This window comes from Kitasatospora sp. NPDC001547 (assembly GCF_042894165.1).
GTDB lineage: Bacteria > Actinomycetota > Actinomycetes > Streptomycetales > Streptomycetaceae > Kitasatospora.
Genome location: NZ_JBIAVL010000004.1, coordinates 247,466 through 271,859 on the forward strand (window position 1 = coordinate 247,466; position 24,394 = coordinate 271,859).

Here is a 24,394-nt window from a genome sequence, read left to right on the forward strand (position 1 = left end):
AGGCAGCCATGCACCCCACCCGGCCCACCGTCGTGCTCGTCCACGACGGCTGCTCCGACGCCACCACCTGGTTCGGCGTCATCGCCGAACTCCACAGACGCGGCCTGACGGTCCTCGCCGTCGCGAACCCGCTGCGCGGACTGGCCCACGACGCTGCCTACCTGGCCTCCGTCGTCGCGGGCATCGACGGCCCCGTCGTCCTGGCCGGCCACTCCTACGGCGGCATGGTGATCACGGAGGCCGGGGGCGCCCCGAACGTCGTGGCGCTGGTCTACGTGGCCGCGTACCTCCCCGACGTCGGCGAGAGCTACGACGTGCTCGCGAGCCGCTTCGACCCCTCGCCGCTCATCCCGCGGCTGCGGCGCTCGGAGTTCACCGTCGGGGGCACCGACCGGGCGACGGAGCTCACCGTGCCGGCGGACTGCTTCCGGCCGCTGGTGGCCGCCGACCTCGACGCGGAGGTGGCCCAGGTGCTGGCCGCGCTCCAACGCCCGGCCGCAGAACGGGTGTTGACCGACGTGCCGACGGTGGCGGCCTGGCGCACCACGCCCGCCTGGGCCCTGGTGGCGGGGGCCGACCAGGCACTGCCGCCGTCGATCCAGCGCTTCACCGCGCAGCGGGCCGGTGCCACCGTGCTCGAACTGCCGGACGCCTCCCACGCGGTGGCCGTCTCCCGGCCGAGCACGGTCGCCGAGTTCATCCACGACGCCGCCAGGTCGGTTCCGGCCCGGCCGGGGCGGAACGCGGCCGAGGGGTACGGCACCTGACGGGTGGTGGGGGCGGAGCGCCACCTGACGGGGGCGGACGCGGACGAGCGGAGGCCCGCGGGTGGGCGGCCGGGCGACGTGTGCCCGGCCGCCCACCCGCGCCTCCGCGTCCCGCCGGTCACCGAGCGGTGTGGATCTCCGCGATGTAGCCGCCCGGGAACCGCACCATCGCGCTGTCCCGGCCGTCCGCGCGGACCGGCCCCGACAGCACCGAGGCGCCGGCGGCCTTCGCCCGCTCCAGGGTGGTGGCGACGTCCGGCACGCCGTATCCGGTGAGCTCCCGGCCGAACGGGTGGGGCAGGTGGCCGTCGGTCACCGCGACCGTGGTGGTGCCGAATCCGGAGGTGAGGCGGATCAGCCGGTAGGTGGTGCCGGGCAGGCCGAGGGCGGCGCCGTCGGCCCTCCGGTCGTCGGAGACGATCCGGCCGCCGGTGAAGGAGAGGTAGCTGTGCAGGAAGGCACCGACCGCGTCCGGTGAGAGGTAGAGCCGGTTCTCCGGCACGCTCGCCAGGGCCGGGTAGGACGGCGGCGTGGTGTGCACGTAGAGCTGGGCGCTGACCCCGCCGGGGAACTGGACCACGGCGTCGCGGCCGATCGGGTCGGCGAACGGCGCCACGGTGACGGTCGCGCCGTCGGCCCGGGCGGCGCGGACGGCCTGGTCGAGGTCGGTCACCAGCCAGCCGGTGCGTTCGGTGCCGAAGGGGTACGGGACGGGCGTGGTGAAGTCGAACACCGACAGCGTGCCGACCGGGGACACCACCAGCTCCGACAGGGTCCGGCTGGGGGTCGGGGTCACCTGGGTGGAGACCGGGCCGATCGTGGTGCCGCCGAAGGTGGACGTCCAGCTGGTCACGAAGGCCTGCTCGGTGCCGGGTTCGACGTAGACGTGGGTGGAGTCGTACTGCGGGCCGACGGCGAACTGCCGGTGGGCGCCCGGTGGTTGCGCGGCGGGGGCGTTCCCGGCCGCCGAGGCGGCGGGAGCGGCCGTCAGGGCGGCGAGCGCCGCCACCAGCGGGACCAGACGACGGGCTAAGCGGGGTTTCACGGGGACCTCCTGGTCGTGGCGCGCGCCCGGTGTCCGCCGGGAGCGGTCCCGGGCGCGGGTCGGGGGTGGCCGGTACCGCCGTCGCCCGGGCCCAAGGGCGGCGACGGCGGTACCGGCGCGGGTGCGGACGGCCGCGGTCGGGGGTGTGGCGGCCGTCCGGGCTACTTGGCGAGGAAGGCGAGCAGCGCGGCGTTGACCTCTTCGGCGTGGGTCCAGAGCAGACCGTGCGGAGCGCCCTCGATCTCGACGTAGTCGGCGGCGGGGAGCGCCTTGTGGAAGACGCGGGCGGTGTTGTCGATCGGCAGGGTGCGGTCGCCGGTGCCGTGCAGGATCAGGGCGGGCACGTCGATGCGGGCGACGTCGGCGCGGAAGTCGGTGTACCAGGTGGTCGGCGCGGCCGAGGCGGCGAAGGCGCCGCCGGACGCGGCGACGTTCCAGCTGTTGCGGACGGCCTCCTCGCTGATCCGGGTGCCGAGGTTCTCGTCCAGGTTGTAGAAGTCCTTGAAGAAGTCGGTGTAGAAGGCGAAGCGGTCGGCCTTCACCGCCGCGACGACGCCGTCGAAGAACTCCTTCGGGGCGGCGCCCTCCGGGTTGTCGTCGGTCTTCAGCAGGTAGGGCTCCAGCGAGGCCAGGAAGGCGACCTTGGCGATCCGCTCGGAGCCGTAGGTGGCGACGTACCGGGCGGTCTCGCCGGTGCCCATCGAGAAGCCGACCAGGACGGCGTCGCGCAGGTCGAGGGTCTCCAGCACGGTGTGGAGGTCGGCGGTGAAGGTGTCGTAGTCGTAGCCGGTGGTCGGCTGCGAGGACCGGCCGAAGCCGCGGCGGTCGTAGGTGACGACCCGGTAGCCGGCGTCCAGCAGGGCGGCGCTCTGGCGCTCCCAGGAGGCGCCGTTCAGCGGGAAGCCGTGGATGAGCACGACCGGCTGGCCGGTGCCGTGGTCCTCGTAGTAGAGGTCGATGGAGGCGGAGTTCTCCTGGCCAACGGTGATGTACGGCATGGGGTGTTCCTTTCCTTGCGGCAGCGTCTGGCTGCGACGCGGCCCACGCTAGGCCCGGCCGCCGCCGGCCGGTTGCCTCTGAGAGCACCCCGAATCGTCCGAGAGCGCTGCGGCCGGGCGCACCGGCGGCCCGGCCCCGGATCCTGCCCCGGCCCCGGTGCCCGGTGCGCTGGCCGACCGCAGGCAGTGCGCCGTCGGAACAGGCCCCGGGCCCGCGCGTTCCTAGCCTGGGGGCGACAGCCGCCAGTGATCCGGAGGCCTCTGACGAGGCCCCAGTGAGGACCCCTCATGACGACCAGAGACACGCCCACCGTCGTGCTGGTGCACGGCGCCTTCGCCGATGCCTCCAGCTTCGCCGAGGTCATCCCCGAACTGCTGGCCGACGGGCTGGAGGTGGTGGCGCCGGCGGTGCCCAACCGCAGCCTGACCGGGGACGCCGCGTACCTCGCGTCGGTGGTCCGGCGGATCCCCGGGCCGGTGGTGCTGGTCGGCCACTCCTACGGCGGCGCGGTGATCACCGTGGCGGGCGCCGAGGAGAACGTCGAGGCGCTGGTGTACCTGGCGGGTTACGCGCTGGAGGAGGGCGAGAGCCTGGGCGAGCTGCAGGGCCGCTTCCCGGACTCCGACCTCGCCTCCGCCCTGGTGTACGCCCCCTTCCCGCTGGAGGGCGGGGACGGCGAGGGCACCGACGTGTCGGTGGCGGTCGACCGCCTTCCGGCGATCTTCGCGGCCGACGTCGACCCCGGGCTGGCCCGGGTCCTCGCCGTCTCCCAACGCCCGCTCGCCGCCGCCGCGTTCGGCGAGGCCGCGCCCACCGCCGCGTGGCGGACCAAGCCGTCCTGGGGGGTGGTCGCCACCGCCGACCGGACCCTCAACCCCGAGGTCCAGCGCTTCGGCTACCAGCGGGCCGGCATGACCACCGTCGAGGTGGACTCCTCGCACCTGGTGATGCTCTCCCACCCCGGACGCGTCGCCGACGTGATCCGCGAGGCCGTCCGGTCCACGGCCTACTGACCCGCCCTTCCCCGCAACCACCCAGCCCCAGGAGCACCATGACCAGCCAGCCTCGCCTCCACCAGCACGGTCCCGAGATCCAGGAGTTCGGCACCGTCACCCAGCTGCCGATCGCGCTCTCCCACGACGCCCGGCAGTACTCGTGCCAGCGGCTCAACCGGGTCCTCGCGGACACCCAGTTCCTGTACGCGCTGTACAAGAAGTACCACTGGGGCATGCGCGGGCCGACCGCCTACCAGCTGCACCTGCTCTTCGACAAGCACGCCCAGGAGCAACTGGAGCTGGTCGACGCGCTCGCCGAACGGGTGCAGAGCCTCGGCGGCGTCGCGGTGGGCGACCCCCGGCACGCCGCCCAGATCACCGGCGTGCCGCGCCCGCCGGACGGCGTCGAGGGGGCGCGGTCGATGCTCTCGCGGCTCCTCGACGCGCACGAGACCATCCTGGCCGACGTCCGCGACGCCGCCGCCCGTACGGCGAAGCTCGGCGACGACGGCACTCAGGACCTCCTGGTCTCGCAGATCATCCGCACCGGCGAGACCCAGGTCTGGTTCCTCGCCGAGCACCTGGTCGTCACCCCCGGTACCGGGGAGTGACCGCGGGCCGGGCCTGTTCGTCGGCAGGCCCGGCTCCGCACAGTGCCGGGCCCGTTTCGTCGGCGGGCCCGGCACTTCTCCGTCTCCGTCCCCAGCCCCCGGAGGTCCCGTGCCCGTGCCAGGACGCCAGCCGTTCCCCGACCAGGGCCCCACGGCGGGCGCGGACTGTGCCGTGCTCGCCGTCGCCGCCCAACTCCACATCGGCGAAGGGAAGTTCATCGACCTCCCGGTGCGCTTCGGCTACCACGGCACCGAGCCGTTCTCCGTGGTCATGGAGTTCCCCGGCTCCGATCCCGCGGTCGGCACCTGGGAGTTCTCCCGCGACCTGCTGTGGAAGGGCCTGCACCGGCCGGCCGGGACGGGCGACGTGCGGATCTCCCCGCCGTGCCGCTGCCACGGCCGCCGGCGGCTGCGGATCACGCTGCGGGGTGACGACGGCACCGCCTCGATCGACGTCCCGGTCGGGCCGGTGCAGGGCTGGCTGCGCGAGAGCTTCGCCCTCGTGCCGCGCGGCCGCGAGGCCGAACTGATCGACTGGGACGCCGAGTCGAGGCGACTGGTGGACGGTCGCTGAGACCGGATCCGGCGGGGGAGCGCGGATCGGCCCCCTGGAGGAGGGAGCACCCGCGGGTGCTCCCTCCTCCAGGGGGCCGAAGGCCTTCCAGGGGACGTCGCCTTCCGGAGGCCCAGACCCTCCAGGGGTCGGGACCGGCACGCCCAACGGGCTCGGGCCCCCTGGAAGGTGTCCCTTCCGAGGGGGCCCGAGCCCGGTGTGTTCCGGCCGCTCCGGCCGTGGTGCTCCGTTTCGGCCGTGGTGCGCCGCGTCAGCGGCGGTGCAGTGCGAGCCGGGTGGCCAGGCCGCCGCCGACACCGGCGACCACGGCCGCGGGCAGGCACCACAGCGGCCAGGCGGCGAGGCCGAGGGCCCCGTCGAGGGACCACTGGCCGGGGCCGGTGGCGGTCAGCGCCGCGCCGATGACGATCAGGACGAACGGGAACTCGTACCCGTCGTGCTGGACCCACAGTCCGTGGGGCCACTTGACCGTCAGGGCGACGGTCATCACGCCCATGACGCCCGCGCCGGCCAGCGGGGTGAGCAGGCCGGCGGCCAGCATCAGCCCGGCCCCGATCTGGGTGCCGCCGGCGGCCACCGCGGTGAGCCTGCCACCGCGGAAGCCGTCGCCCCGGAACTCGGCGCTGCCGCCCTCCAGCCCGCCGCCACCGAGGTGGAAGCTGACCTTCTGGACGCCGTGGCCCGCGATCAGCAGGCCGACGACCAGGCGCAGCAGGAGTAGACCCGTGTTCATGATGGGAGGCTCCGTCAGCCGGCGGCGTGCGGGTTGATCATCGACTGGGCGTAGAAGACGCCCAGGCCGTAGGCGCCGGCGTGCTCCTTGACCAGGTCCGTCACGGCGACGTAGGTCTCGCTGCGGGCCCAGTCGCGCTGGAGCTCCAGCAGGACCTGCACCCAGGTGACGGGCACGGCGCCGGCGGCGGTCATCCGCTGCAGGGCGTGCTCGTGGGCCAGCGGGCTGACGCCGCCGGAGGCGTCGGCGACGACGTAGACCTCGTAGCCCTGGTCCAGCGCGGACAGCGCCGGCAGGACGAGGCAGACCTCGGTCCACAGGCCGGACAGGATGATCTTCTTGCGGCCGGTGGCCTTGACGGCCTCGACCAGGGCCTCGTCCTCCCAGGCGTTCATGCTGGTGCGGTCGATGACCTCCTGGTCGGGGAAGACGGCCTTCAGCTGCGGCAGGATCGGGCCGGAGAAGGACTCGGCGGCGACGGTCGACAGGACCACCGGCACGTCGAAGATCTTCGCGGCCTTGGCCAGGCCGACGGTGGAGTTGATGATGGCGGTGCGGTCGCCGCTGCCGGTGCCGAAGAACATCTGCGGCTGGTGGTCAACGAACAGCATCATCGCGTTGTCCGGGGTCAGCAGGTCCGGGCTCGGCGCGGCGTGGACGTTGGCGAAGTCGACCATGGTGGGTTCTCTTTCCTTGGGGATGCAGGAAGTTGACACTGCGTCGGACGCCGGCCGGATCGGCTCGGCGTCACGTTGGCGACATTAGTCCGCGATGCTCCGGCGGTTCTGCTCGCTCTGTGCCCGGGACTGTTCCGACAACGCACCACCGGCCGGCCGCGGGCCCCCGCGCACCGAAGTGCACTGCCGGACAACCGGTCATGCGCTGCGAAGCCCCTTCGGCGCCACCCGCTGCCTAGGTTCGACGCACGGCCTCGCGCCGGAGCGCCCTCGCGGCCCCGCGCCGAACCAGCACTGAACGAAGGGACCCCCCTTGTCCACCATGCCCGTCGCCGGAATCCGCCCGGGGACCCCCGACCAGCCCGCCGACCTCGTCGTGCGCAACGCCAAGGTGTACACCAACGATCCGCGCCGCCCGCAGGCCACCGCCGTGGCCGTCCGGGACGGACTGATCCAGGCGGTCGGCGACGACGCCGACGTCGTCCCGCTGGTCGGCCCCGGCACCCGGGTGGTGGACGCGCTCGGCCGCCGGGCCGTCCCCGGCCTCAACGACGCGCACCTGCACGTCATCCGCGGCGGCCTCAACTACGTGCTGGAGCTGCGCTGGGACGGCGTCCGGACGCTGCGCGAGGCCCTGGCCATGCTCCGGCTGCAGGCCGAGCGCACCCCGCCCGGCCAGTGGGTGCGGGTGGTCGGCGGCTGGTCCGCCGACCAGTTCGCCGAGCGGCGCCTGCCCACCCTGGCCGAGCTCAACGCCGCCGCGCCCGACACCCCGGTGTTCGTGCTGCACCTCTACCAGTCGGCGCTGCTCAACAAGGCCGCGCTGCGCGCCGCGGGCTTCACCCGGGACACCCCCGACCCGGCCGGCGGCCAGATCGTCCGCGGACACGACGGCGAGCCGACCGGCCTGCTGATCGCCGCCCCCGGCGCCCTGCTGCTGTACTCCACCCTGGCCAAGGCACCGACCCTGGACGAGGCCGACCGGATCGGCTCCACCCGGCACTTCCTGCGCGAGCTGAACCGCTTCGGCCTCACCTCCGCGATCGACGCCGCCGGCGGCTTCCAGAGCTTCCCCGAGAACTACGGCACCGTGATGGAACTCGCCCGCCGCGGTGAGCTGAGCCTGCGCATCGCCTACCACCTGTTCCCGCAGACCGCCGGGCAGGAACTGGACGACCTCCGCCGGTGGGTCGACACCGTGCGCCCCGGCGAGGGCGACGCGTGGCTGCGCCTCAACGGCGCGGGGGAGAACCTCACCTGGGCCGCCGCCGACTTCGAGAACTTCACCGAACCCCGGCCACAACTGGGCGCCTACGAGACGGAGTTCGAGAAGGCCGTCCGGCTGCTCATGGAGAACGGCTGGGGCTTCCGGCTGCACGCCACGTACGACGAGACCATCCGCCGCGACCTCGCCGTCTTCGAGAAGCTCGCCGCCGAGGGCCTCTTCCCGCAGGGCAACCGCTGGCTCTTCGACCACGCCGAGACCGTCAGCCCGGACAGCCTCGACCGGATCGCGGCGCTGGGCGGAGCCGTCTCCGTGCAGAACCGCCTCTCCTTCCAGGGCGAGGCCTTCGTCTCGCGCTACGGCGCCCCGGCCGCCGCCGAGGCCCCGCCGCTGCGTGCGATGCTGGACCGCGGCCTGACCGTCGCGGCGGGCACCGACGCCACCCGGGTCTCCTCCTACAACCCGTGGGTCGCCCTGCACTGGCTGGTCTCCGGACGGGCGGTCAGCGGCCGGCGCCTGGCGGCCGAGCACAACCGGCTCGGCCGCGAGCAGGCCCTGGAGCTCTACACCCTGGGCGGTGCCCGGCTCACCGGCGAGGAGGACGTCAAGGGGCGTCTGACGGTCGGCAGTTACGCGGACCTGGCGCTGCTCAGCGCCGACTACTTCACCGTCCCCGAGGCCGACATCCCGCACATCGAGGCCGTCCTGACCGTCGTCGGCGGCCGCATCGTCCACGCCGTCCAGGAGCACCAGGGGCTGGCCCCCGAGCTGCCCGAGGTGTCGCCGTCCTGGAGCCCGGTCACCCGCTTCGGCGGCTACCACGCCACCCCCGCCCCCGGCCCGGCCGCCGGTGTCCAGCAGGCCGAAGGCGTGCTGGAGGCCGTGGCGGCCTCCGGCGAACAGCTCGCCTGGCGTACCGCCCGCGGCCTCGCCCTGCCCGGGCAGCCCCAGGTGCCGCTGGACCCCTGCTTCTTCTGACGCGCCCGCCGGTTCCGTCACGGGGCACCGCCCGGACCGGGGGGTGCCCCACCCGCGTCCCCCTCCCCCTCCCGCACGAGGAGCCGTCGTGACCACCCCACCGCCGCCGCAGCCGTCCGGACCTCACATCCACGACCGCCACCCCCTGGCCCTGGCCCTGTTCGGCCTCACCCTGGTCAGCGGCCTCATCGACGCCGTCAGCTACCTCGGCCTCGGCCACGTCTTCACCGCGAACATGACCGGCAACGTCGTCGTCATCGCCTTCGCCCTGGCCGGCGCACCCGGCTTCTCCGTCGCCGGCTCGCTGACCTCGCTCGCCGCCTTCCTGCTCGGCGCGGGAGTGGCCGGCCGGATCGCGACCCGGCAGGGCTCGGTCCGACGCCCCGCGCGGCTGCGCGCGGCCTTCGTCCTGGAGGCGGTGCTGCACGCGGCGGCCGCCGCCGTCCTCTTCGTCCACAGCCCCGAGGGGGCCGCGCAGTACCCGGTGATCGCCCTGCTCGCGCTGGCCATGGGCATCCGCAACGCCACCGTCAGGGGCCTGGGCATACCGGACCTCACCACCACCGTGCTCACCCTCACCCTGACCGGCCTGGCCGCCGACTCCCGGCCGGCCGGCGGCAGCGCCCCCCGCCAGCGGCGCAAGGTCCTCTCCGTCGTCACCATGCTGGCCGGCGCCGCCCCGGGCGCCGTCCTCGTCCTGCACGGGCAGATCGCCTGGGCCCTGGTCGCCAGCGCCGTCCTGGCGGGCGCCTCCGTCCTGCTCTACCGGGAGTGACCGGCTCCACCGGCGCATGACCGGGGCCGGACGCACCGCCCCCGCCCGGCGGCCGGGGGCGTTCCAGCCGCCCGGCCCGTGACCTCGGAGCGGTTCCGGCGGGCGGTAGCCTTGGGTGCCCGGCGAGCGGCCCGGCCGGCCCGAGGGAGAGAAGCAGTGGCGGAGGACAGGCGGTTCCCGATCCTGGTCGGTCGGCAGCGGCAGACGGAGCTGCTGACCGCGGCGCTGGTCCAGGCCGTGGACGGCGCCAGCGGTTCCACCGTCCTGCTGCACGGGGACGCCGGGGTCGGCAAGAGCACCCTGGTGGCCTGGGTGGAGCGGGCGGCGCGCGAACGCGGGTTCACCGTCCTGCGCGCGGTCGGCACCGAGGCCGAGACGGACCTCGCGTTCGGCGCCCTCCACCAGGCCTTCTGGTCGCTGCTCCAGCGTTCCGACGCGCTGTCCGGGCACCAGCGGGAGGCCCTGGAGAGCGCCTTCGGCGTCCGCTCCGGGACGCCGAGCGGCTTCGCCGTCGGCGCCGCCGCCCTCGCCCTGCTGGAACAGGCGGTGCGGACCGCCCCGGTGCTGCTGGTCCTGGACGACCTGCACTGGCTCGACTCGTCCAGCGCGACCGTCTTCGCCTTCCTGCACCGGCGGTGCGCCGAGCTGCCGGTGGTGATCGTCGGGGCCACCCGCCCGGACGGGCCGGCCGTCCAGACCTGGTCGGCCGAGGCCGTCGACGTCCCGGCGCTGCCCCAGGAGGACGCGGCCGTCCTGCTGGGCACCTGCTATCCCGAACTCGCGGCGCCCGCCAGGGAACGCGTGCTGACCGAGGCGGCCGGGAACCCGCTGGCCCTGGTGGAGCTGCCGCGCCAGCTGGCGGCCGCCCAGCAGCGGGGCACCGCTCCACTGCCCGAGCGGCTGCCGCTGGGGCGCAAGCTGGAGCGGATGTTCACCGAACGGCTGGGGACGGTGACCCCGGAGGTCGGCCGGATCCTCCTGCTCGGCGCCTTGGCCGCCGGCCCGGACTCCGGCAGCGCCGAGTGGCTCCGCGCCCTCGCGGACGAGAACGCGCGGGAGATCCTGGAACGGATCGAGGCGGAGGGCCTGGCCCGGCTCGACCCGGCCGGACAGCTGGTGTTCCGGCACCCCCTGGTCCGCACCGCCGTCGTCTCCGCCGCCTCCGACACCGCGCGCCGGGAGGCGCACCGCGCGCTGTCCGACGCCCTGGCGCCGGACGACCCCCGCCGGCTGGTCCACGAGGCCGCCGCCGCGCTGCTGCCCGACGACGACCTCGCGCGCCGCCTCCAGGAGGCCGGCCACGACCTCGCCCGCCGGGGCGGCGAGGCGGAGGGCGCGCTGCTGCTCGAACGCGCCGCCGCCCTCAGCCCCAGCCCCGGCGACCGCGTCCGCCGGCTCACCGCGGCCGCCGTGATGTCGGCCCGCGGCGGGCAGCTGCGCCAGACCGCGGCCCTGGTGGAGGAGCTGAGGACCGGCACCGTCCCGCCGGACGTCGCCCCGCTGTTCTCGTACGCGGTGGTCTACGCCGACCAGAGCCACCACGTCGACTTCGAGTCCTCCGCCGCGCTGCTGCCCGCGGCCCTGGACACCCTGACCGCGCCGGGCGCCGACACCTTCGGCGGGCTGGTCGAGCAGGTGTACTTCAAACTCCTCCTGGCCGCCACCTACACGGACGACCCCTGGGCCTGGCGCGCCCTGGAACGGCACCGGGAGAACGTCTCCGAGGCGGGCCGGCTGTGCCTGCGGGCCTGGACCGACCCGGCCCCGGGCGCGGCCGACGACCTGCTGGCGACGGCCGAGGGCATGACCGAGGAGCAGGAGGTCGGCGCGGCCTGGCTCCTGCTGTGGACCGCCTCGGCGCTCGACTGCCCGGTGGGCGACCTCTGGCAGCGCTTCGCCGGCCTGCACGGCTACGCCATCGAGGGTTCGGTGGCCAAGGCCAAGGCCCACCAGGACTACCTGCTCGGCCACTGGGACCGCGCCGCCGTCTGCCTGCGGGAGGCCGAGATCGCGGACGAGCTCGGCTACCACACCAACGCCCTGATGTTCCGCCAGTACTACGCCCACTTCCTGGCCGGCCGGGGGGACGAGGCCGGGCTGCGGGAGATCGAGCGGAGCGTCCGGCCGACCGCCACCCGCGCCCGGATGCGGTACGTCCTCGACCGCCTGGCCCATCTGCGCGGACTGGTCGCGCTCGCCCACCGGCGCTACGAGGAGGCGTACGCCCACTTCTGCGAGCTCACCCCGCCCGGGCGGCTGCCCGGCGGCCCGCCCTGGAACCACGCGCTGGTCCTCGACCTGGTCACGGCCGCCGTGCACACCGGCCGGCACGAGGAGGCCCGGGCCCACCTCGCGGCCGGCGCCGCCGCGCGCTCGGCCGAGATCTCCGGTCGGCACGCCTTCCTGTGGGCGGCCGCCACCGCCCTGGCCGCGGACGACGAGGAGGCCGACGCCGCCTACCGCGCGGCGTACGCCGTGCCGGGCGCCGAGCAGTGGGTGTTCGACCTCGCGCGGCTGCGGCTCGCCCACGGCGCGTGGCTGCGCCGCCGCCACCGGCCCGGGGCCAGGGAGGCGCTGCGCGCGGCCCACCACGTGTTCCGCCGGCTGCGGGCCACCCCCTGGGCGGCGCAGTGCGAGGAGGAGCTCCGGGCCGCGGGCGACTCGGTGGCCCTGCCCCAGGACGGGCCGCCGGCCACCGACCCGTCCGGGCTGACCGGGCAGGAGCTGCGGATCGCCCGGCTGGCCGCGACCGGTCTGACCAACAAGGAGATCGGCCGGCAGCTCCAGCTGTCGCCGCGCACCGTCGGGGCCCACCTCTACAAGATCTTCCCGAAGCTCGGCATCACCACGCGGGCCGCGCTCGCCCACGCCCTGGATGGCGTCTGACCTGCGGAAACACCCGGCCGACCGGTCCGCCCCGGTCGCCCCGCCGAGCCCCGTGACGTACCGCCCCGGCACGACAGTCAGATGACCTACCGGCCCGCCGCGCGGGCGGTCCAGGCTGGAGTGCGCAGGACTCCGGCGGAAGGACGGTCAGATGGGCGTGCGGGTGACGACGGCGTCGGTCGCGGACGGCGACAGGGCGGCCTTCTGGAGCGGAGCGGTGTCGCGGTCGCTGGTACCGCTGGAGGTGCACCCGCGCACCGGGCGGCCCTTCGACGGACTCCTGGAGTCGCACCGCCTCGGGTACGTGCGGATCTCCACCCTGGAGGCGGACGCGGCCCGGCTCTCCCGCACCGCGGCGCTGATCGCGCGCGCCCCGCGCAGCGAGCCGCAGGTCGGGGTCGGCCTGCAGGTGGCCGGCCGGGCCGTCCTGGAGCAGGACGGGCGCCGCGCGGAGGTGCCGCCGGGCGGGCTGGTGCTGTACGACACGGCGCGCCCGTACGCGGTCGACTACCCCGAGCGGTTCCGCACCCACCTGTTCCACGTGCCGCGCCGGATGCTCGGGGTGCCGGAGCGCGACCTGCGGCACGCCTCGGCGACGGCCGTCGGGCCCACCGAGGGGTGCGGACCGGTGCTGCTGCCCTTCCTGGGCGTCCTCGCCGCCTCCGCGCACTCCTTCCCCGCGCCGGTCGGGGACCGGCTGGCCGGCAGCGTCGCCGACCTGTTCGGCACGCTCATCGCCCAGCTGGCACCCGCCCGGGAGACGGACGAGCCGGGCGCCCAGAACGTGCACCTGGTCCAGCGGGTGCGCGAGTACGTCGACCGCCACCTGGGCGAACCGGACCTGTCGCCCGAGCGGATCGCCCAGGCCCACCACATCTCGGTGCGCTACCTCCACCGGCTGTTCGAGGGCGAGGGCGTGACGGTGAGCCGCCTCGTCCAGCAGCTCCGGCTGGAGGCCTGCGCCCGCGAACTCGCCCGCCGGGGCCGCACCGCGCCCACGGTCTCGGCCGTCGCCCAGCGGTGGGGCTTCGTCAACCCTGCGCACTTCAGCCGGACCTTCCGCGCCGCGTACGGCGTCTCGCCGCGCGAGTGGCGTTCACTCCCGCACGGTGAACCCGGCTGAGGAGGAGCCGACGGCCCGCCCGCCACAGGGAACGATCAGGCCTCCCCGCAGGCCACCACGGCCGGGGCACTCAAGGAACCACCGTGCCCGCCGACCGAAGCCAGGAGCAAGAGTTGTCCGACCCCACCCCCCAGCCCGACCGGCGCCCGGTGCTCGACCGGGCGCTCCAGGACTTCCTGGACGCCGGAGCCGGCCGGTCCGCGACGGAACTGCCGGACCTCTCCTTCCTCGCCCCGGACGACCCTCCGGACGGCGCCGACGGGCCTGGTGACCCGGACGGGCACCAGGACCAGGACGACCCGTACGGCACCACGACCGAGTGGCTCGCCCTGCCCTGCGGCCCGACCGGACGGGTGCACGTCCAGGTCACCAGGCCGGTCGGCGCCGGCGGGCCCAGCCCCGTCGTGCTGTTCCTGCCCGGCCTCGGCTGGTCGCTCGGCGACGCCGCCTGCTACGCCCGGCTGATCCGGGAGTTCGCCCTGGGCACCGACGCCGCCGTGGTCTACGTGGACTACGCCCGGGCGCCCGCCGCCCGCTACCCGGTGGCCGTCGAGCAGTGCCACGCCGTGGCCCGCTGGATCCACGCGCACGGCCACGAGATCGGACTGGACGGCGAGCGGATCGCCGCCGTCGGCGACTCCGCCGGGGCCAACCTGGTGGCGGCGCTGACCCTGCTGGCCCGGGAGCGCGGCGACGCGCCGCTGGTCCACCAGGTGCTGCTCTGCCCGGTCACCGACGCCGACTTCGACACGCCGTCCTACCACCGGTTCGCGGCCGGCTACTTCCTGCACCGCGACCACATGCGCCGGTTCTGGGACGACTACCTGCCGGAGGCGGACCGCCGGACCGAGGCCACCGCCGCGCCGCTGCGCGCTTCCCTGGACCAACTCGCCGGGCTGCCGCCGGCCCTGGTGGTCACCGCCGAGGCCGACGTGCTGCGGGACGAGGGCGAGGCGTACGCGGCCAGGCTCCGCGCGGCCGGGGTCCCGGTGGTGGCGATGCGCTACCAGGGCGCCGTCCACGGCTTCCTCCTGCTCGCCGCGGACTGCCCCACCAGTACCGCCCGGGCCGCGCTGATCCAGGCCGTCGACACCGTGCACGTCGCCCTGCACGGACGCTCCTGGTGACCCTCTCGCACCGTCCCGACGCGGGCCCGTGCCCACCCGACACCGCGACACCGGACCGGCCGGTCCGGCCGACAGCCGTACGAGGAGTACCGATGCCCGTCGTCTTCGACTCCGCCCTGGTACCGCCCGCCGACCGCGCCGAGTACTGGCACCGGGCCGTCTCCCGCACCTTCGTCCCGCTGGACGTGACGCTGCTGGAGAGCGTGCCCGCGCCCGCGACGATCACCAGCCACGGCCTGGGCGCCACCCGGGTCTCCCTGGTGCAGGCCGGCCCCCAGCGGGTCGAGCGCACCGCGGGGCTGATCGCCCGCGGGGGAGAGGACCACCTCACCCTGGGGCTCCAGCACTGCGGTACCGCCCGGCTGCTCCAGGACGGCCACCGGGTGGAGCTGCGCCCGGGCACCTTCGCGATCTCCGACGCCGGGCGGCCGTTCGTCAAGGAGCTGCCGGAGCCCTTCGTCCTCACGGCCTTCCACTGGCCGCGGTCGGCCGGGGGTGTCTCCGAGGAGGACCTGCGGGTGCTGACCGCGACGGCCTTCGACGCCGGCGGGGGCACCGCCCGGCTGGTCGCCGCCTACCTGGAGTGCCTCTCCCGGTCCGCCGACACGATGGAGCCGCAGCTGGCCTCCTGGCTCGCCGCCACGGCGCTCGACCTGCTCGCGGTGCTCGCCCACGAGCGCCGCGGCCGGTCCGTCCCGGAGGCGCCCGAGGTCGCGCTCGCCACCTTGGCCCGGGTGAAGGACCACATCCTGCGGCACCTGGGGGACCCGGACCTCTCGCCCGAGCGGATCGCGGCGGCCCACCACGTGTCGGTGCGCTACCTGCACAAGCTGTTCCGCTTCGAGGGGGTGACGGTGGCCCGCTGGATCCAGCGCCAGCGGCTGGACATGGCCCGCCGGGACCTGGCCCGCCGGACCTCGGGCCAGGTGAGCGTGGCGGCGATCGCCGGACGCTGGGGCTTCGTGAGCGCCAGTCACTTCAGCCGGGCGTTCCGCGCCGCCTACGGGGTGTCCCCGCGCGGGTGGCAGGCCGGCGCGGGCCAGGGGCCGACGCCGGGAGCCGTGGGGGTGCCGGGCCTGTCGGCCGGGTACGGCGTCGCGGTGTGAACCGGGTGACGGGCTGCCGCGGACCCGGTTCAGGCGGTGGGGTCCGCGGCAGCCGCCTTGAGCGCCCAGAGCGGCACCCAGGCCTCGGTGGTCGACGCCGTTTCGGCTTTGTCGGGCCTGCCGTGCGCGGTTACGGTCAGCGCGGGCAGGGCCACGGCCAGGGCGGCCGCCATGTACAAGGCAAATTTGTCCACGAAATACTTTCCTGATGATCGTTTGGGCGGGTGATCACAGGAATAATGGCATGAGCGTTGACTTCAGGCCAGCCTGGCGATTTATGTTCGACTATTGATCAAGCTCTTTGCGAAGGTTGCGCATCTCTTTCGATTCTGACAGGTTGGCCGACTCCGAGAGCTCGACAGCGCGCTGAAGTGTCGTCCGGGCCGCCTCCAGGTGTCCGGCCCTGAGCTGCGCTTCGGCCAGCGCCTCGCAGGCGTGGGCCTCCTCCTCCGTCGCCTCGATCTGCCGGGAGAGTTCTACGGCCTGCTGGAGGTGGCCGAGCGCGTCGGACGACCGGCCGAGGGCGTGCTCGGCCCGGCCCAGTCCGCGCAGCGCACCGGCGGCCTCGCGCTGGGCGCCGATCGACCGGGCCAGTTCGAGGGCGCGCGCGTACTGGTCCAGGGCGTCCTCGTAGCGCCCGGTCTCCAGGTGCACGTTTCCCAGCCCGTTGCCGGCACTGGTCTCCAGCTGCCGGTTTCCGGTCTGGCGGAAGGTGCGGAACGCGGACCGGATGAGCTCCGTGGCGCGGTCGGCGTCGGCGGGGAGCGGCAAGGACTCCGCGAGGTTCATGCGGACGATCGCCAGATCATTCGGTGAGAGGATGTTTTCCCCGATGGTCAGGATCTGCTCGAACGCGTCGCGCGCGGCATTCGGATTCCTGGTGCTGAGGTGTATGCCGCCGATATTTCCGAGAATCAGGAGCCGGAGGCGCGCATCACCCATGGATTCGGCCAGGGGTAAGGCTTCGGTGAACGATTCCAGTGCTGCCTGATGGTCGCCGACATAGACGAGAACCGCGCCGAGATTGTTCAGGCAGCGGATTCTGTTCCCTTCGTCCCCCGCCTGCCGGTGTATCTCCACGACCTCGCGCTGGATCGACAGCGCGGCCGTCAGGTCGCTCTGGTTCCAACGGATCTTCGCGAGCCGCTCCAGCGCCTCCGCCGTGCACCCGGCGTCGCCCGCTGTCCGGGCGATGGCGAGGGCGCCCTCCGCGGCCGGCTCGGCGAGGGTGTACCGGGCGGTGCGGATCCGGACCGAGGCCAGCGCCAGGAGGGCGTGGCTCTCGGCCAGGTCCTCGCCTCGGGCGTGGAAGTGGTCGGCCGCGGCCCGGTGCATCCCGTCGGCCTCGCGCCACAGTCCCTCGGACTCCAGGTGGTCGGTGAGGGCGTGGGCGAGCCATGCGGCCTCCTCGGCCAGGCCGTTGGTCCGGGCGTGGGCCTCCACGGCGACCAGCCCGGGGAGTTCCGCGCCCAGCCACCCCCTGATCGCCCGGTCGTCGGGCCAGTCGAGTCCGTCCAGCAGGGCGTCCACGGGGGCGTGTCGCGGCAGTTCGGGAACGGCCAGTCGGAAGCGTCGGGGATTGAGGCTGCGGTCGGCTCGATCGGCCGCCCGCAAGGCGAAGTCGACGAGTCTTCGGACCGCCTGCCGCCGTTCCTCGGCCGTGACGAGATCGACGGCGAACTCGCGCAGGAGGTCGTGCAGGCCGTACCGTTCCGGCGAGTTCTCCTGGAGCATGTGCAGGTCGTGCAGGCTCTCCAGGATCCGATCGGTCTCCCGCAGCGGCCGGCCGACCAGGGCCGCGGCGGTGTCGGGGCCGAAGTCGGGAGCGGGGTGCAGACCGAGCAGGCGGAACGCCTCCTGCTGCGGGCGCGGAAGCGACCGGTAGGAGACGTCGAAGGCCAGGGCCACACTCTCCAGCCCGTGGCGGAGTTCGTCCAGCCGGCCGCTCCTGCGGGACAGCCGCCGGAGGAAGTGCTCCAGGGACCAGGTGGGGTGGGCCTTCAACCGGCTCGCCGCCAGGTCGATGGCGAGCGGGAGCCGACCGCACAGCTCGACGAGGGCCTCGGCTCCTGCGGCGTCGTCGGCCCGTTCCTTGCCGACCAGCATGGTGAAGAGCTCCACCGCGTCCTCGGGCGTCATGACGTCCAGGAAGATCGGGCTGCACGGGAGTTCGACCAGTCGGTGCCGACTGGTGACGAGCACGAAGGAGGCCGGGTCGGCCGGGAGCAGGGGACGGATCTGCTCGGGCCCCCGGGCGTCGTCCAGCACGACCACGGCCCGGCGTTCGGCGAGCAGGCCGCGGCACCGGGCCGACAGCTCCTCCCGGTCGGTCGGGATCGAGGTGGCCGGGATCCCGAACTGCCTGAGCAGCAGCGTCGCCACCGTCCCGGTCTCCAGGGGCTGTTGGGCGCCGCCGTTCGCGCGGAGGTCGACGTAGTACTGGCCGTCCGGGTAGCGGTCCTGGAGGAGGTGCGCCGCGGTGACGACGAGGCGGGTCTTCCCGGTGCCGGCCATGCCGGAGACCGCTCCGATGTAGCCGCCCGTGGACGCTGAGAGGAGGCGCCGGAGTTCCGCGTCGCGGCCCACCAGCCGGTGCAGCACGGGGAGGTAGTTGCTGCGCGCGGGGCCGCGGTCGGCCGTGGCGGGCGGGGGAGGGGGCGGCGCGGCGGCGGTCGGGGCGGCGGGGGCGGCGGCACCCGCCGGACGGGTCAGGATCCCGCCGATCGGGGCACGGCGGAGGACGCGCTGCTGAAGGAGTCTGAGCTGGTCCCCGGGTTCGGTGCCGAGGTACTCGCGCAGTAACCGCCGGGTCCGCCGGAGCACCTCCAGCGCGTCGGCGAAGCGGTCGCAGCCGTACAGCGCGGTGACCAGGTGGCCCGCCACCCGCTCGTCGGTCGGGCGCTGTTCCGCCAGCGCGGACAGTTCGGGCACCAGATCGGCGAAGTGCCCGAGTCTGAGCTCGACTTCGAAGCGGATGAGTGTGGTGGCGAGCCACTGGTCGCGCATGGTGCTCCTGGCGGCCTGCGCCCACTGGCCGGGGAGGCCGGCGAGGGGCTCGCCCCGCCAGGTGTCGTCCGCCTGCCGGAGGACTTCGAGTGCCTGGCGGTCGTGGCCCGCGTCGGCGAGCGACCGCGCGCGTCGGCCGAGTCGGACGTACCGTGCCCAGTCGACCCGCTGCGGATCGGTGGCCAGGGTGTAGGCGTGCGCGCTGCGGTTGATCACCGCGGGCGGCGCGTCGCCGTCCGCGTGCTGGGCCAGCCGGAGCGCGGTGCGCAGCCGGGAGATGTACGAGTGCGCGGCTGCCCGGGCCTTGGCGGGAGGCTCGGTTCCCCAGAGCCGGGAGATCAGGGTGTCGACCGGTACGGGCCGGCCGACGTCGAGTGCGAGTGCCGCCGCCAGGCAGCGCAGTTTGTTGGTCCGGAGGGTCACCGGCCTTCCACCGACGGAGAGTTCGACTGTCCCCAGAACATGGAACTCCACGGTGTACCCCCGCCGGTCTGTCCCGTCCGTCGCCTTGGAGAGCATGGCACGTGCGCGGCCCGTCGGCCATAGCACGTCCGAGCCTCCGGCCGGTTCACCTTTGGCATGTTCTTTATCCTTCCGCCCGCCCTGTGCTAGCCCCTCGATGAGATCTCGTCACCTGCTTGACGGGTGACGGAATGGGTTGCCATCATTGCGTCACCGGCTGAACAGGTGATGGCGCAGAGGATTTGTGCGCATCGCAGGGAGCGGCCGGACACCGATCCGATCCAGATGGGGAGCACCAGTCATGGCAGTCAGCTACACCGCCGTCGTCGACGTCGACGGGGAGGGCCGCAACGGCGGCCGGGTCCGTTCCTCCGACGGTCTGCTGGAGACCGGTCTCGCCGTTCCGAAGGAGTTCGGTGGCGCCGGCACCGCGACCAATCCGGAGCAGCTGCTCGCGGCCGGGTGGGCCGCCTGCTTCCTCGGGGCGCTCCGCCGGGCGGCCGGCGACCGCGGGGTCCGGCTGACCAGCACCTCCATCACGGCGGAGATCACGCTGACCCACGGCGACGACGGCGAGTTCTCGCTCTCCGCGGTCCTGAGCCCCGTGCTCGGCGGCGTGGACCAGGCCACCGCCGAGGAGCTGGCCCGCGCCGCGCACCGGATCTGCCCGTACTCCAAGGCCACGCGCGACAACATCCCGGTCGTCATCCACGCCGGCGTCGCCGCCTGATCCACCCCTCCCAGGCGGCGGGTCCCGTGCCTGCCCCCCGTCCGGCACGGGACCCGCCCACCCCCCCGATTCGAGAGCGAGGCAGGACATGGCAACCTCGGCGCACACGTGTCCGCGGGCGGCCGGGTGTCGCCGTCACACCCCTGACCGGTGTTCCACCGGCGCGGAGCAGCGGCCCTGGCCGGACGGCGCGCAGCTGTGGGGCTGGGCGGAGGCCGTCCTGCGGCTGGGGTACGGTCCGGCGGCCTCGTTCTTCGCCTGAGGGCGGGACCGGTCAGCCGTCGCTGTCCCGGCCCGGCCGCACCAGGGTGTCCAGGACGGAGAGTGGTGCTGCGTCCGGCGCCGGACGCGCCCCTTGGCGGCGAGCTATCGCGCGGCCGAGGCGGGCGGGGTCCTCCTGCGCGCGCGGTAGGCGGCGGCCTTGATCCTGTTGCCGCAGGACTCCATGCCGCACCACTGGCGGCGCAGGCCCCGGGAGCGGTCGATGTAGACCCGGGTGCACTCCGGGTTGCCGCACTCCTTCATCAGCGGGACGTCCGGGCCGCCGAGGAGTTCGACCGCCTGGCGCGCGACGGTCGCCAATGCCTGCCCGGGGGTCGCCGCGTTGCGCCGCCCCGTCGTGGTGAGCTGCGGCGTCACGGGCGGCTTGCGCGCGGCCGCGTTCAGCACGGCGAGGGCCTCCCGGTCGAAGGCCTCGCCGAGCCGGCGGTCGGTGACGAGCCGGTAGACGGCCTCGCGGACGGTCTTCGCCTCGCGGAGGCCGTGCTCGTCGCCGGGCGTGATCGTGTCCACGAGCTCGCAGTCCAGGTACCAGGCGTTCAGGCGTTCCGGCGTCACGAACATCTCGAACCGCACGGTGCGCCGTGCGCGGAGCGTGGCCGCGAAGTCCAGGGCCGGGTGCCCGCAGACGAAGACATGGTCGAGGTTCACATCACCATGCTGACAGGTGACTACCCGGGGGAGCAATGACGCGCGGCCCCGGCCGGCTCCAGCCGCAGCTCGCGGCCCTGCCAGCGGCGGCGCAGCCAGCGGTCGTGGCTCGCGAGGACGATCGCGCCGGGGCCGGTGCCGAGGGCTTCCTCCAGTTCGTCGCAGAGACGCGGGGAGAGGTGGTTGGTGGGCTCGTCGAGCAGCAGGAGCCGGGGCGGGTCGGCCACCAGCAGGGCCAGCGCGAGCCGTCGGCGCTGCCCGACGGACAGCCGGCCGACGGGCTTGTCCAGGTCCGCCGGGTGCAGCAGGCCGAGCGACCCGAGCGGCACCCGCTCGGCCCGCGCCGCGCCCAGCGCCAGCGCGTAGGTGTCGCGGGCGGTGCGGTCGGGCCGGTCGAACACGGTGTCCTGGGTGAGCAGTCCGACCGTCAGCCCGGGGTGCCGGTGCACCGTGCCCTCGGCGGGGAGGAGCCCGGCGAGTACGGCGAGCAGCGTCGACTTGCCCGTCCCGTTGCCGCCCGTGACCAGCAGCCGGTCGGTGGCCGCCAGCTCCAGGGTGTCCAGGGCGAGGCGGCCGGGCACCCGGACGTTCCGGAGTGACACCAGGGGGCGCGGGTTCCCCCCGGGGTCCACGGCCGAGGCGTCGGCGTCCGCCGCCGGCGCGTCGGCGTCCGCCGCCAGTGCGTCGACGTCCGTCGCCAGCACGTCGACGTCCGTCGCCAGGGCCTCGACGGCGAACCGCAGCGGGCGCGGCGGCTCGGGGACCTGTGCGCGCTCCAGCTCCTCCAGCCGCCGGGTGGCGTTGCGCACCCGGCGGGAGACCTGGTTCTGCACCCGGCCCGCCCGGTGGCCGTAGCCCATCTTCTCGTTGTCGCGCGGTCCCCGGTCCGGCGCGACCAGGTGCGCGGTCACCCCGGCGGTGTGCCGCAGCCGCGCCAACTCCTGCTGCTCCTCGGCGTACCGCCGCTCCCAGCGCTCCCGTTCCGCGCGCCGCTCGCCCAGGTAGGCGCTGTAGTTGCCGCCGTAGCGGACCGGCCCGTCCACCGCCGGGTCGAGGTCGACCAGGTGGGTGCAGACGGCGTCGAGGAACGCCCGGTCGTGGGTGGCCACCACCACGGTGCCGGGCAGTGCGCGCAACTGTTCCTCCAGGAAGGCGGCGGCGCCGTCGTCGAGGTGGTTGGTCGGCTCGTCCAGCAGCAGCGCGGACGGCCGCCGGACGAGCAGCGCGGCGAGGGCCAGCCGGCCGCGCTGCCCGCCGGACAGCGAGCCGAGCGCGCGGTCGTGGCCGAGCGCGCCGAGGCCCAGCCCGTCGAGGACCAGGGCCGCTCGCCGGTCGGCGTCCCAGGACTCCCGGTCCCGGGCCTGTTCCAGCCGCCGGCCGTAGGCGTCCAGGAGTTCCGGGTGGCCCGGGTCGGACTCCGGGAGCCGGGCGATCTCCGCGCCGAGCCGGTCCAGTTCCGCGAGGTCCTCACGGGCCTCGCGCAGCGCGTCGTCCAGGACGGCGGCGACGGTGGCACCGGCCTCGAACGGCATCTCCTGGAGCAGGAAGCCGAGGTCCGCGGGGCGCGAGACGCTTCCCGCGTCGGGTTCGTCCACGCCGGCGAGCACCCGCAGCAGGGTGGACTTGCCGGCGCCGTTCTCCCCGATCAGGCCGATCCGGTGGCCGGGGGCGGCGGTCAGGCCGACGCCGTCGAGGACGCGTCGGCCGCCGAGGACGCGGACGAGGTCGTGGGCGAGCAGGGCGTGCTGGAGCACGGGGAGCCTTCCGAGGTGAGGGGTGGTGGGCCTGCCGGGGCCCGGACCGCGCTCGCGGCCCGGGCCGAACGCCGGCGGATCACACCGCGGGAGCCCCGGTCTCCTTCAGCGTGCCGTCGGCCAGCCGGAGCCAGCGGTTCACCCCGATCTCCGCGAGGAAGCGCTCGTCGTGACTGACCACCAGGAAGGCGCCCTGGTAGGAGTTCAGGGCGCTCTCCAGCTGGCCGGCGCTGACCAGGTCGAGGTTGTTGGTCGGCTCGTCCAGGAGCAGCAGGTGCGGGGCGGGCTCCGCGCACAGCACGCAGGCCAGCGTGGCGCGCAGCCGCTCGCCGCCGGAGAGCACCCCGACCGGCAGGTGGGCCCGGGCGCCGCGGAAGAGGAAGCGGGCGAGCAGGTTCATCCGCTCGGTCTCGGGCCGCTCGGGCGCGAAGGCGGCGAAGTTCTCCGCCACGGTGCGGTCGAGGTCCAGCAGGTCCAGCCGCTGCGAGAGGTAGGCGATCCGCCCGTCGTTGCGCCTGATCTCCCCGGCGTCCGGGGTGAGTTCGCCGGTGACCAGGCGCAGCAGGGTGCTCTTGCCCGCGCCGTTGGGCCCGGTCAGCGCGATGCGCTCGGGGCCGCGCACGCTCAGGTCGACGCCGCCGTCGGCGAACACCGGCCGGCCGGCGTGGCGGACCTGCAGGCCCTCGCCGAGGAAGAGGTTGCGCCCGGCGGGGACCTGGGTGTCGGGCAGCTCCAGGGAGAGGCGCTGCTCCTCGCGCAGGGCGCGGCCGGCCTCGTCCAGCCGGGCCTTGGCCTCGGTGACCCGGGCCGCGTGCATCTGGCCGGCCCGGCCGGCGGACTCCTGGGCGCCGCGCTTCATGTTCCCGGCGAAGATGCGGGGCAGGCCGGCGCTCTTGAGGTTGCGGGCGGCGTTGCTCTGGCGGCGCTCGGCGCGTTCGCGGGCCTGCTGCATCTCGCGCTTCTCGCGCTTCAGCTCCTGCTCGGCGTTGCGGACGTTCTTCTCGGCGACCTCCTGCTCGGCCCGAACGGCCTCCTCGTAGGCGGTGAAGTTGCCGCCGTAGAAGCGAAGTTCACCGTTGCCGAGTTCGGCGATGTGCTGCATCCGGTCGAGCAGTGCGCGGTCGTGGCTGACCAGCAGCAGGCAGCCGTTGAAGTCCGCGAGCACGTCGTAGAGCTTGTGCCGGGCTTCCACGTCGAGGTTGTTGGTGGGCTCGTCGAGCAGCAGGACGTCGGGGCGCCTGAGCAGTTGGGCGGCGAGGCCGAGGGAGACGATCTGGCCGCCGCTGAGCGTGCTCAGGCCGCGGTCCAGGGTGAGGTCGGTCAGGCCGAGGCGGTCGAGCTGGGCGCGGGTGCGCTCCTCGATGTCCCAGTCGTCGCCGATGGTGGTGAAGTGCCGTTCGTCGACGTCGCCGGACTCCACGGCGTCGATGGCCCGGATGATCCCGGCGACGTCGAGCACCTCGGCGACGGTGAGGTCGGAGGTCAGCGGCAGGCTCTGGCGGAGGTGGCCGAGCCGTCCGGTGACCGTCACCGAGCCGGTGGCGGGCTTGAGTTCGCCGGCGATCAGCTTGAGCAGGGTGCTCTTGCCGGCGCCGTTGGGGGCGACCAGGCCGGTGCGGCCGGCGGGCACGGTGAAGGACAGGTCGTGGAAGACCGGGGTGTCGTCGGGCCAGGCGAAGGAGACGTTCGAGCAGACGACGGCAGCGTCGGACATGGGATGACCTCGAAGGGAATGAGGGCAGGGAGACGGACCTCTGCCCTGGGCAGACGTGTGGGAAAAAAGGGTCGACGAAACGGACCACCTCGGCGGCGCTCCTGAAGCACCGGCCGGTGGCCGTCAGATCCGGATCTCACCCGGAGATGTCGTCGTCACCCGCCACGTCTGCCACTC

At 74.4% G+C, this 24,394-nt stretch carries 20 protein-coding genes; 11 read left to right on the forward strand and 9 right to left on the reverse strand.

From position 1 onward, the window contains the following. Positions 1 to 8: 8 nt before the first annotated feature. A complete protein-coding gene (locus tag ACFY0X_RS09380; protein ID WP_387751128.1) occupies positions 9 to 767 on the forward strand; it encodes an alpha/beta fold hydrolase in 759 nt (252 codons plus the stop codon). 118 nt (positions 768 to 885) lie between these two features. On the opposite strand, the gene ACFY0X_RS09385 is transcribed toward ACFY0X_RS09380, so the two are convergent. Then, entirely contained in the window at positions 886 to 1,812 is a 927-nt protein-coding gene (locus tag ACFY0X_RS09385; RefSeq protein ID WP_387751130.1) for a VOC family protein, read from the reverse strand. Between the two features lie 161 nt (positions 1,813 to 1,973). Then, positions 1,974 to 2,810: an alpha/beta fold hydrolase gene (locus ACFY0X_RS09390; RefSeq protein WP_387751133.1), complete on the reverse strand. Its 837-nt coding sequence runs from the start codon at positions 2,808 to 2,810 to the stop codon at positions 1,974 to 1,976. Between the two features lie 288 nt (positions 2,811 to 3,098). On the opposite strand from ACFY0X_RS09390, the gene ACFY0X_RS09395 reads away from it, so the two are divergent. The 3 genes from ACFY0X_RS09395 to ACFY0X_RS09405 all read left to right on the forward strand — a co-directional run bounded on the left by ACFY0X_RS09395 (position 3,099) and on the right by ACFY0X_RS09405 (position 4,991). Then, on the forward strand, positions 3,099 to 3,824 hold the full coding sequence (locus tag ACFY0X_RS09395) for an alpha/beta fold hydrolase (protein WP_387751136.1): 726 nt from the start codon (positions 3,099 to 3,101) through the stop codon (positions 3,822 to 3,824). 38 nt (positions 3,825 to 3,862) lie between these two features. Then, on the forward strand, positions 3,863 to 4,417 hold the full coding sequence (locus ACFY0X_RS09400; protein ID WP_387751139.1) for a Dps family protein: 555 nt from the start codon (positions 3,863 to 3,865) through the stop codon (positions 4,415 to 4,417). Between the two features lie 109 nt (positions 4,418 to 4,526). After that, positions 4,527 to 4,991, forward strand: coding sequence for an SsgA family sporulation/cell division regulator (locus ACFY0X_RS09405; protein ID WP_387751142.1), 465 nt, complete (start codon positions 4,527 to 4,529; stop codon positions 4,989 to 4,991). A 250-nt stretch (positions 4,992 to 5,241) separates the two neighbouring features. Here ACFY0X_RS09405 and ACFY0X_RS09410 read toward each other — a convergent pair whose 3' ends face one another. Together ACFY0X_RS09410 and ACFY0X_RS09415 are read right to left on the reverse strand one after the other, a co-directional pair. Beyond that, the gene (locus ACFY0X_RS09410) at positions 5,242 to 5,724 is read right to left on the reverse strand and encodes a DoxX family protein (protein ID WP_387751144.1); all 483 of its coding nucleotides are present in this window, start codon (positions 5,722 to 5,724) and stop codon (positions 5,242 to 5,244) included. A gap of 14 nt (positions 5,725 to 5,738) precedes the next feature. Next, positions 5,739 to 6,401, reverse strand: a complete 663-nt coding sequence (locus ACFY0X_RS09415) for a hydrolase (protein WP_387751146.1) — start codon at positions 6,399 to 6,401, stop codon at positions 5,739 to 5,741. Between the two features lie 322 nt (positions 6,402 to 6,723). Here ACFY0X_RS09415 and ACFY0X_RS09420 point away from each other — a divergent pair, with 322 nt between their 5' ends. The 6 genes from ACFY0X_RS09420 (at position 6,724) to ACFY0X_RS09445 (ending at position 15,621) form a co-directional block, all read left to right on the forward strand. Next, positions 6,724 to 8,604, forward strand: a complete 1,881-nt coding sequence (locus tag ACFY0X_RS09420; protein ID WP_387751922.1) for an amidohydrolase — start codon at positions 6,724 to 6,726, stop codon at positions 8,602 to 8,604. An 88-nt stretch (positions 8,605 to 8,692) separates the two neighbouring features. After that, a complete protein-coding gene (locus tag ACFY0X_RS09425) occupies positions 8,693 to 9,379 on the forward strand; it encodes a YoaK family protein (protein ID WP_387751148.1) in 687 nt (228 codons plus the stop codon). A gap of 156 nt (positions 9,380 to 9,535) precedes the next feature. Beyond that, entirely contained in the window at positions 9,536 to 12,265 is a 2,730-nt protein-coding gene (locus ACFY0X_RS09430) for an AAA family ATPase (RefSeq protein WP_387751151.1), read from the forward strand. A 151-nt stretch (positions 12,266 to 12,416) separates the two neighbouring features. Next, positions 12,417 to 13,388 carry a helix-turn-helix domain-containing protein gene (locus tag ACFY0X_RS09435; protein WP_387751154.1) on the forward strand — a complete coding sequence of 324 codons (972 nt, stop codon included), beginning with the start codon at positions 12,417 to 12,419 and terminating at the stop codon, positions 13,386 to 13,388. 113 nt (positions 13,389 to 13,501) lie between these two features. Further along, positions 13,502 to 14,515 carry an alpha/beta hydrolase gene (locus ACFY0X_RS09440; RefSeq protein ID WP_387751157.1) on the forward strand — a complete coding sequence of 338 codons (1,014 nt, stop codon included), beginning with the start codon at positions 13,502 to 13,504 and terminating at the stop codon, positions 14,513 to 14,515. Positions 14,516 to 14,607: 92 nt separating this feature from the next. After that, positions 14,608 to 15,621: a helix-turn-helix domain-containing protein gene (locus ACFY0X_RS09445; protein ID WP_387751159.1), complete on the forward strand. Its 1,014-nt coding sequence runs from the start codon at positions 14,608 to 14,610 to the stop codon at positions 15,619 to 15,621. Positions 15,622 to 15,650: 29 nt separating this feature from the next. Here ACFY0X_RS09445 and ACFY0X_RS09450 read toward each other — a convergent pair whose 3' ends face one another. Both ACFY0X_RS09450 and ACFY0X_RS09455 read right to left on the reverse strand, forming a co-directional pair. Next, on the reverse strand, positions 15,651 to 15,815 hold the full coding sequence (locus ACFY0X_RS09450; protein ID WP_387751162.1) for a hypothetical protein: 165 nt from the start codon (positions 15,813 to 15,815) through the stop codon (positions 15,651 to 15,653). A 91-nt stretch (positions 15,816 to 15,906) separates the two neighbouring features. Further along, complete coding sequence (locus ACFY0X_RS09455; protein WP_387751165.1) at positions 15,907 to 19,050, reverse strand: BTAD domain-containing putative transcriptional regulator; 3,144 nt, start codon at positions 19,048 to 19,050, stop codon at positions 15,907 to 15,909. Positions 19,051 to 19,390: 340 nt separating this feature from the next. Here ACFY0X_RS09455 and ACFY0X_RS09460 point away from each other — a divergent pair, with 340 nt between their 5' ends. Then, positions 19,391 to 19,819, forward strand: coding sequence for an Ohr family peroxiredoxin (locus ACFY0X_RS09460; protein ID WP_387751168.1), 429 nt, complete (start codon positions 19,391 to 19,393; stop codon positions 19,817 to 19,819). A 366-nt stretch (positions 19,820 to 20,185) separates the two neighbouring features. Here ACFY0X_RS09460 and ACFY0X_RS09465 read toward each other — a convergent pair whose 3' ends face one another. The 3 genes from ACFY0X_RS09465 to abc-f form a co-directional block, all read right to left on the reverse strand. Beyond that, entirely contained in the window at positions 20,186 to 20,749 is a 564-nt protein-coding gene (locus ACFY0X_RS09465; RefSeq protein ID WP_387751170.1) for a CGNR zinc finger domain-containing protein, read from the reverse strand. A 20-nt stretch (positions 20,750 to 20,769) separates the two neighbouring features. Continuing rightward, positions 20,770 to 22,503, reverse strand: a complete 1,734-nt coding sequence (locus ACFY0X_RS09470; RefSeq protein ID WP_387751173.1) for an ABC-F family ATP-binding cassette domain-containing protein — start codon at positions 22,501 to 22,503, stop codon at positions 20,770 to 20,772. Between the two features lie 79 nt (positions 22,504 to 22,582). Further along, positions 22,583 to 24,217, reverse strand: coding sequence for a ribosomal protection-like ABC-F family protein (abc-f, locus tag ACFY0X_RS09475; RefSeq protein WP_387751175.1), 1,635 nt, complete (start codon positions 24,215 to 24,217; stop codon positions 22,583 to 22,585). Positions 24,218 to 24,394 lie beyond the last annotated feature (177 nt).

Bases quoted from the DNA above. Each gene is read 5' to 3' on its own strand.
- ACFY0X_RS09380 (WP_387751128.1), top strand. From the start codon at position 9: ATGCACCCCACCCGGCCCACCGTCGTGCTCGTCCACGACGGCTGCTCC.
- ACFY0X_RS09390 (WP_387751133.1), bottom strand. From the start codon at position 2,810: ATGCCGTACATCACCGTTGGCCAGGAGAACTCCGCCTCCATCGACCTC.
- ACFY0X_RS09395 (WP_387751136.1), top strand. From the start codon at position 3,099: ATGACGACCAGAGACACGCCCACCGTCGTGCTGGTGCACGGCGCCTTC.
- ACFY0X_RS09400 (WP_387751139.1), top strand. From the start codon at position 3,863: ATGACCAGCCAGCCTCGCCTCCACCAGCACGGTCCCGAGATCCAGGAG.
- ACFY0X_RS09410 (WP_387751144.1), bottom strand. From the start codon at position 5,724: ATGAACACGGGTCTACTCCTGCTGCGCCTGGTCGTCGGCCTGCTGATC.
- ACFY0X_RS09415 (WP_387751146.1), bottom strand. From the start codon at position 6,401: ATGGTCGACTTCGCCAACGTCCACGCCGCGCCGAGCCCGGACCTGCTG.
- ACFY0X_RS09420 (WP_387751922.1), top strand. From the start codon at position 6,724: ATGCCCGTCGCCGGAATCCGCCCGGGGACCCCCGACCAGCCCGCCGAC.
- ACFY0X_RS09435 (WP_387751154.1), top strand. From the start codon at position 12,417: ATGGGCGTGCGGGTGACGACGGCGTCGGTCGCGGACGGCGACAGGGCG.
- ACFY0X_RS09445 (WP_387751159.1), top strand. From the start codon at position 14,608: ATGCCCGTCGTCTTCGACTCCGCCCTGGTACCGCCCGCCGACCGCGCC.
- ACFY0X_RS09460 (WP_387751168.1), top strand. From the start codon at position 19,391: ATGGCAGTCAGCTACACCGCCGTCGTCGACGTCGACGGGGAGGGCCGC.
- abc-f (WP_387751175.1), bottom strand. From the start codon at position 24,217: ATGTCCGACGCTGCCGTCGTCTGCTCGAACGTCTCCTTCGCCTGGCCC.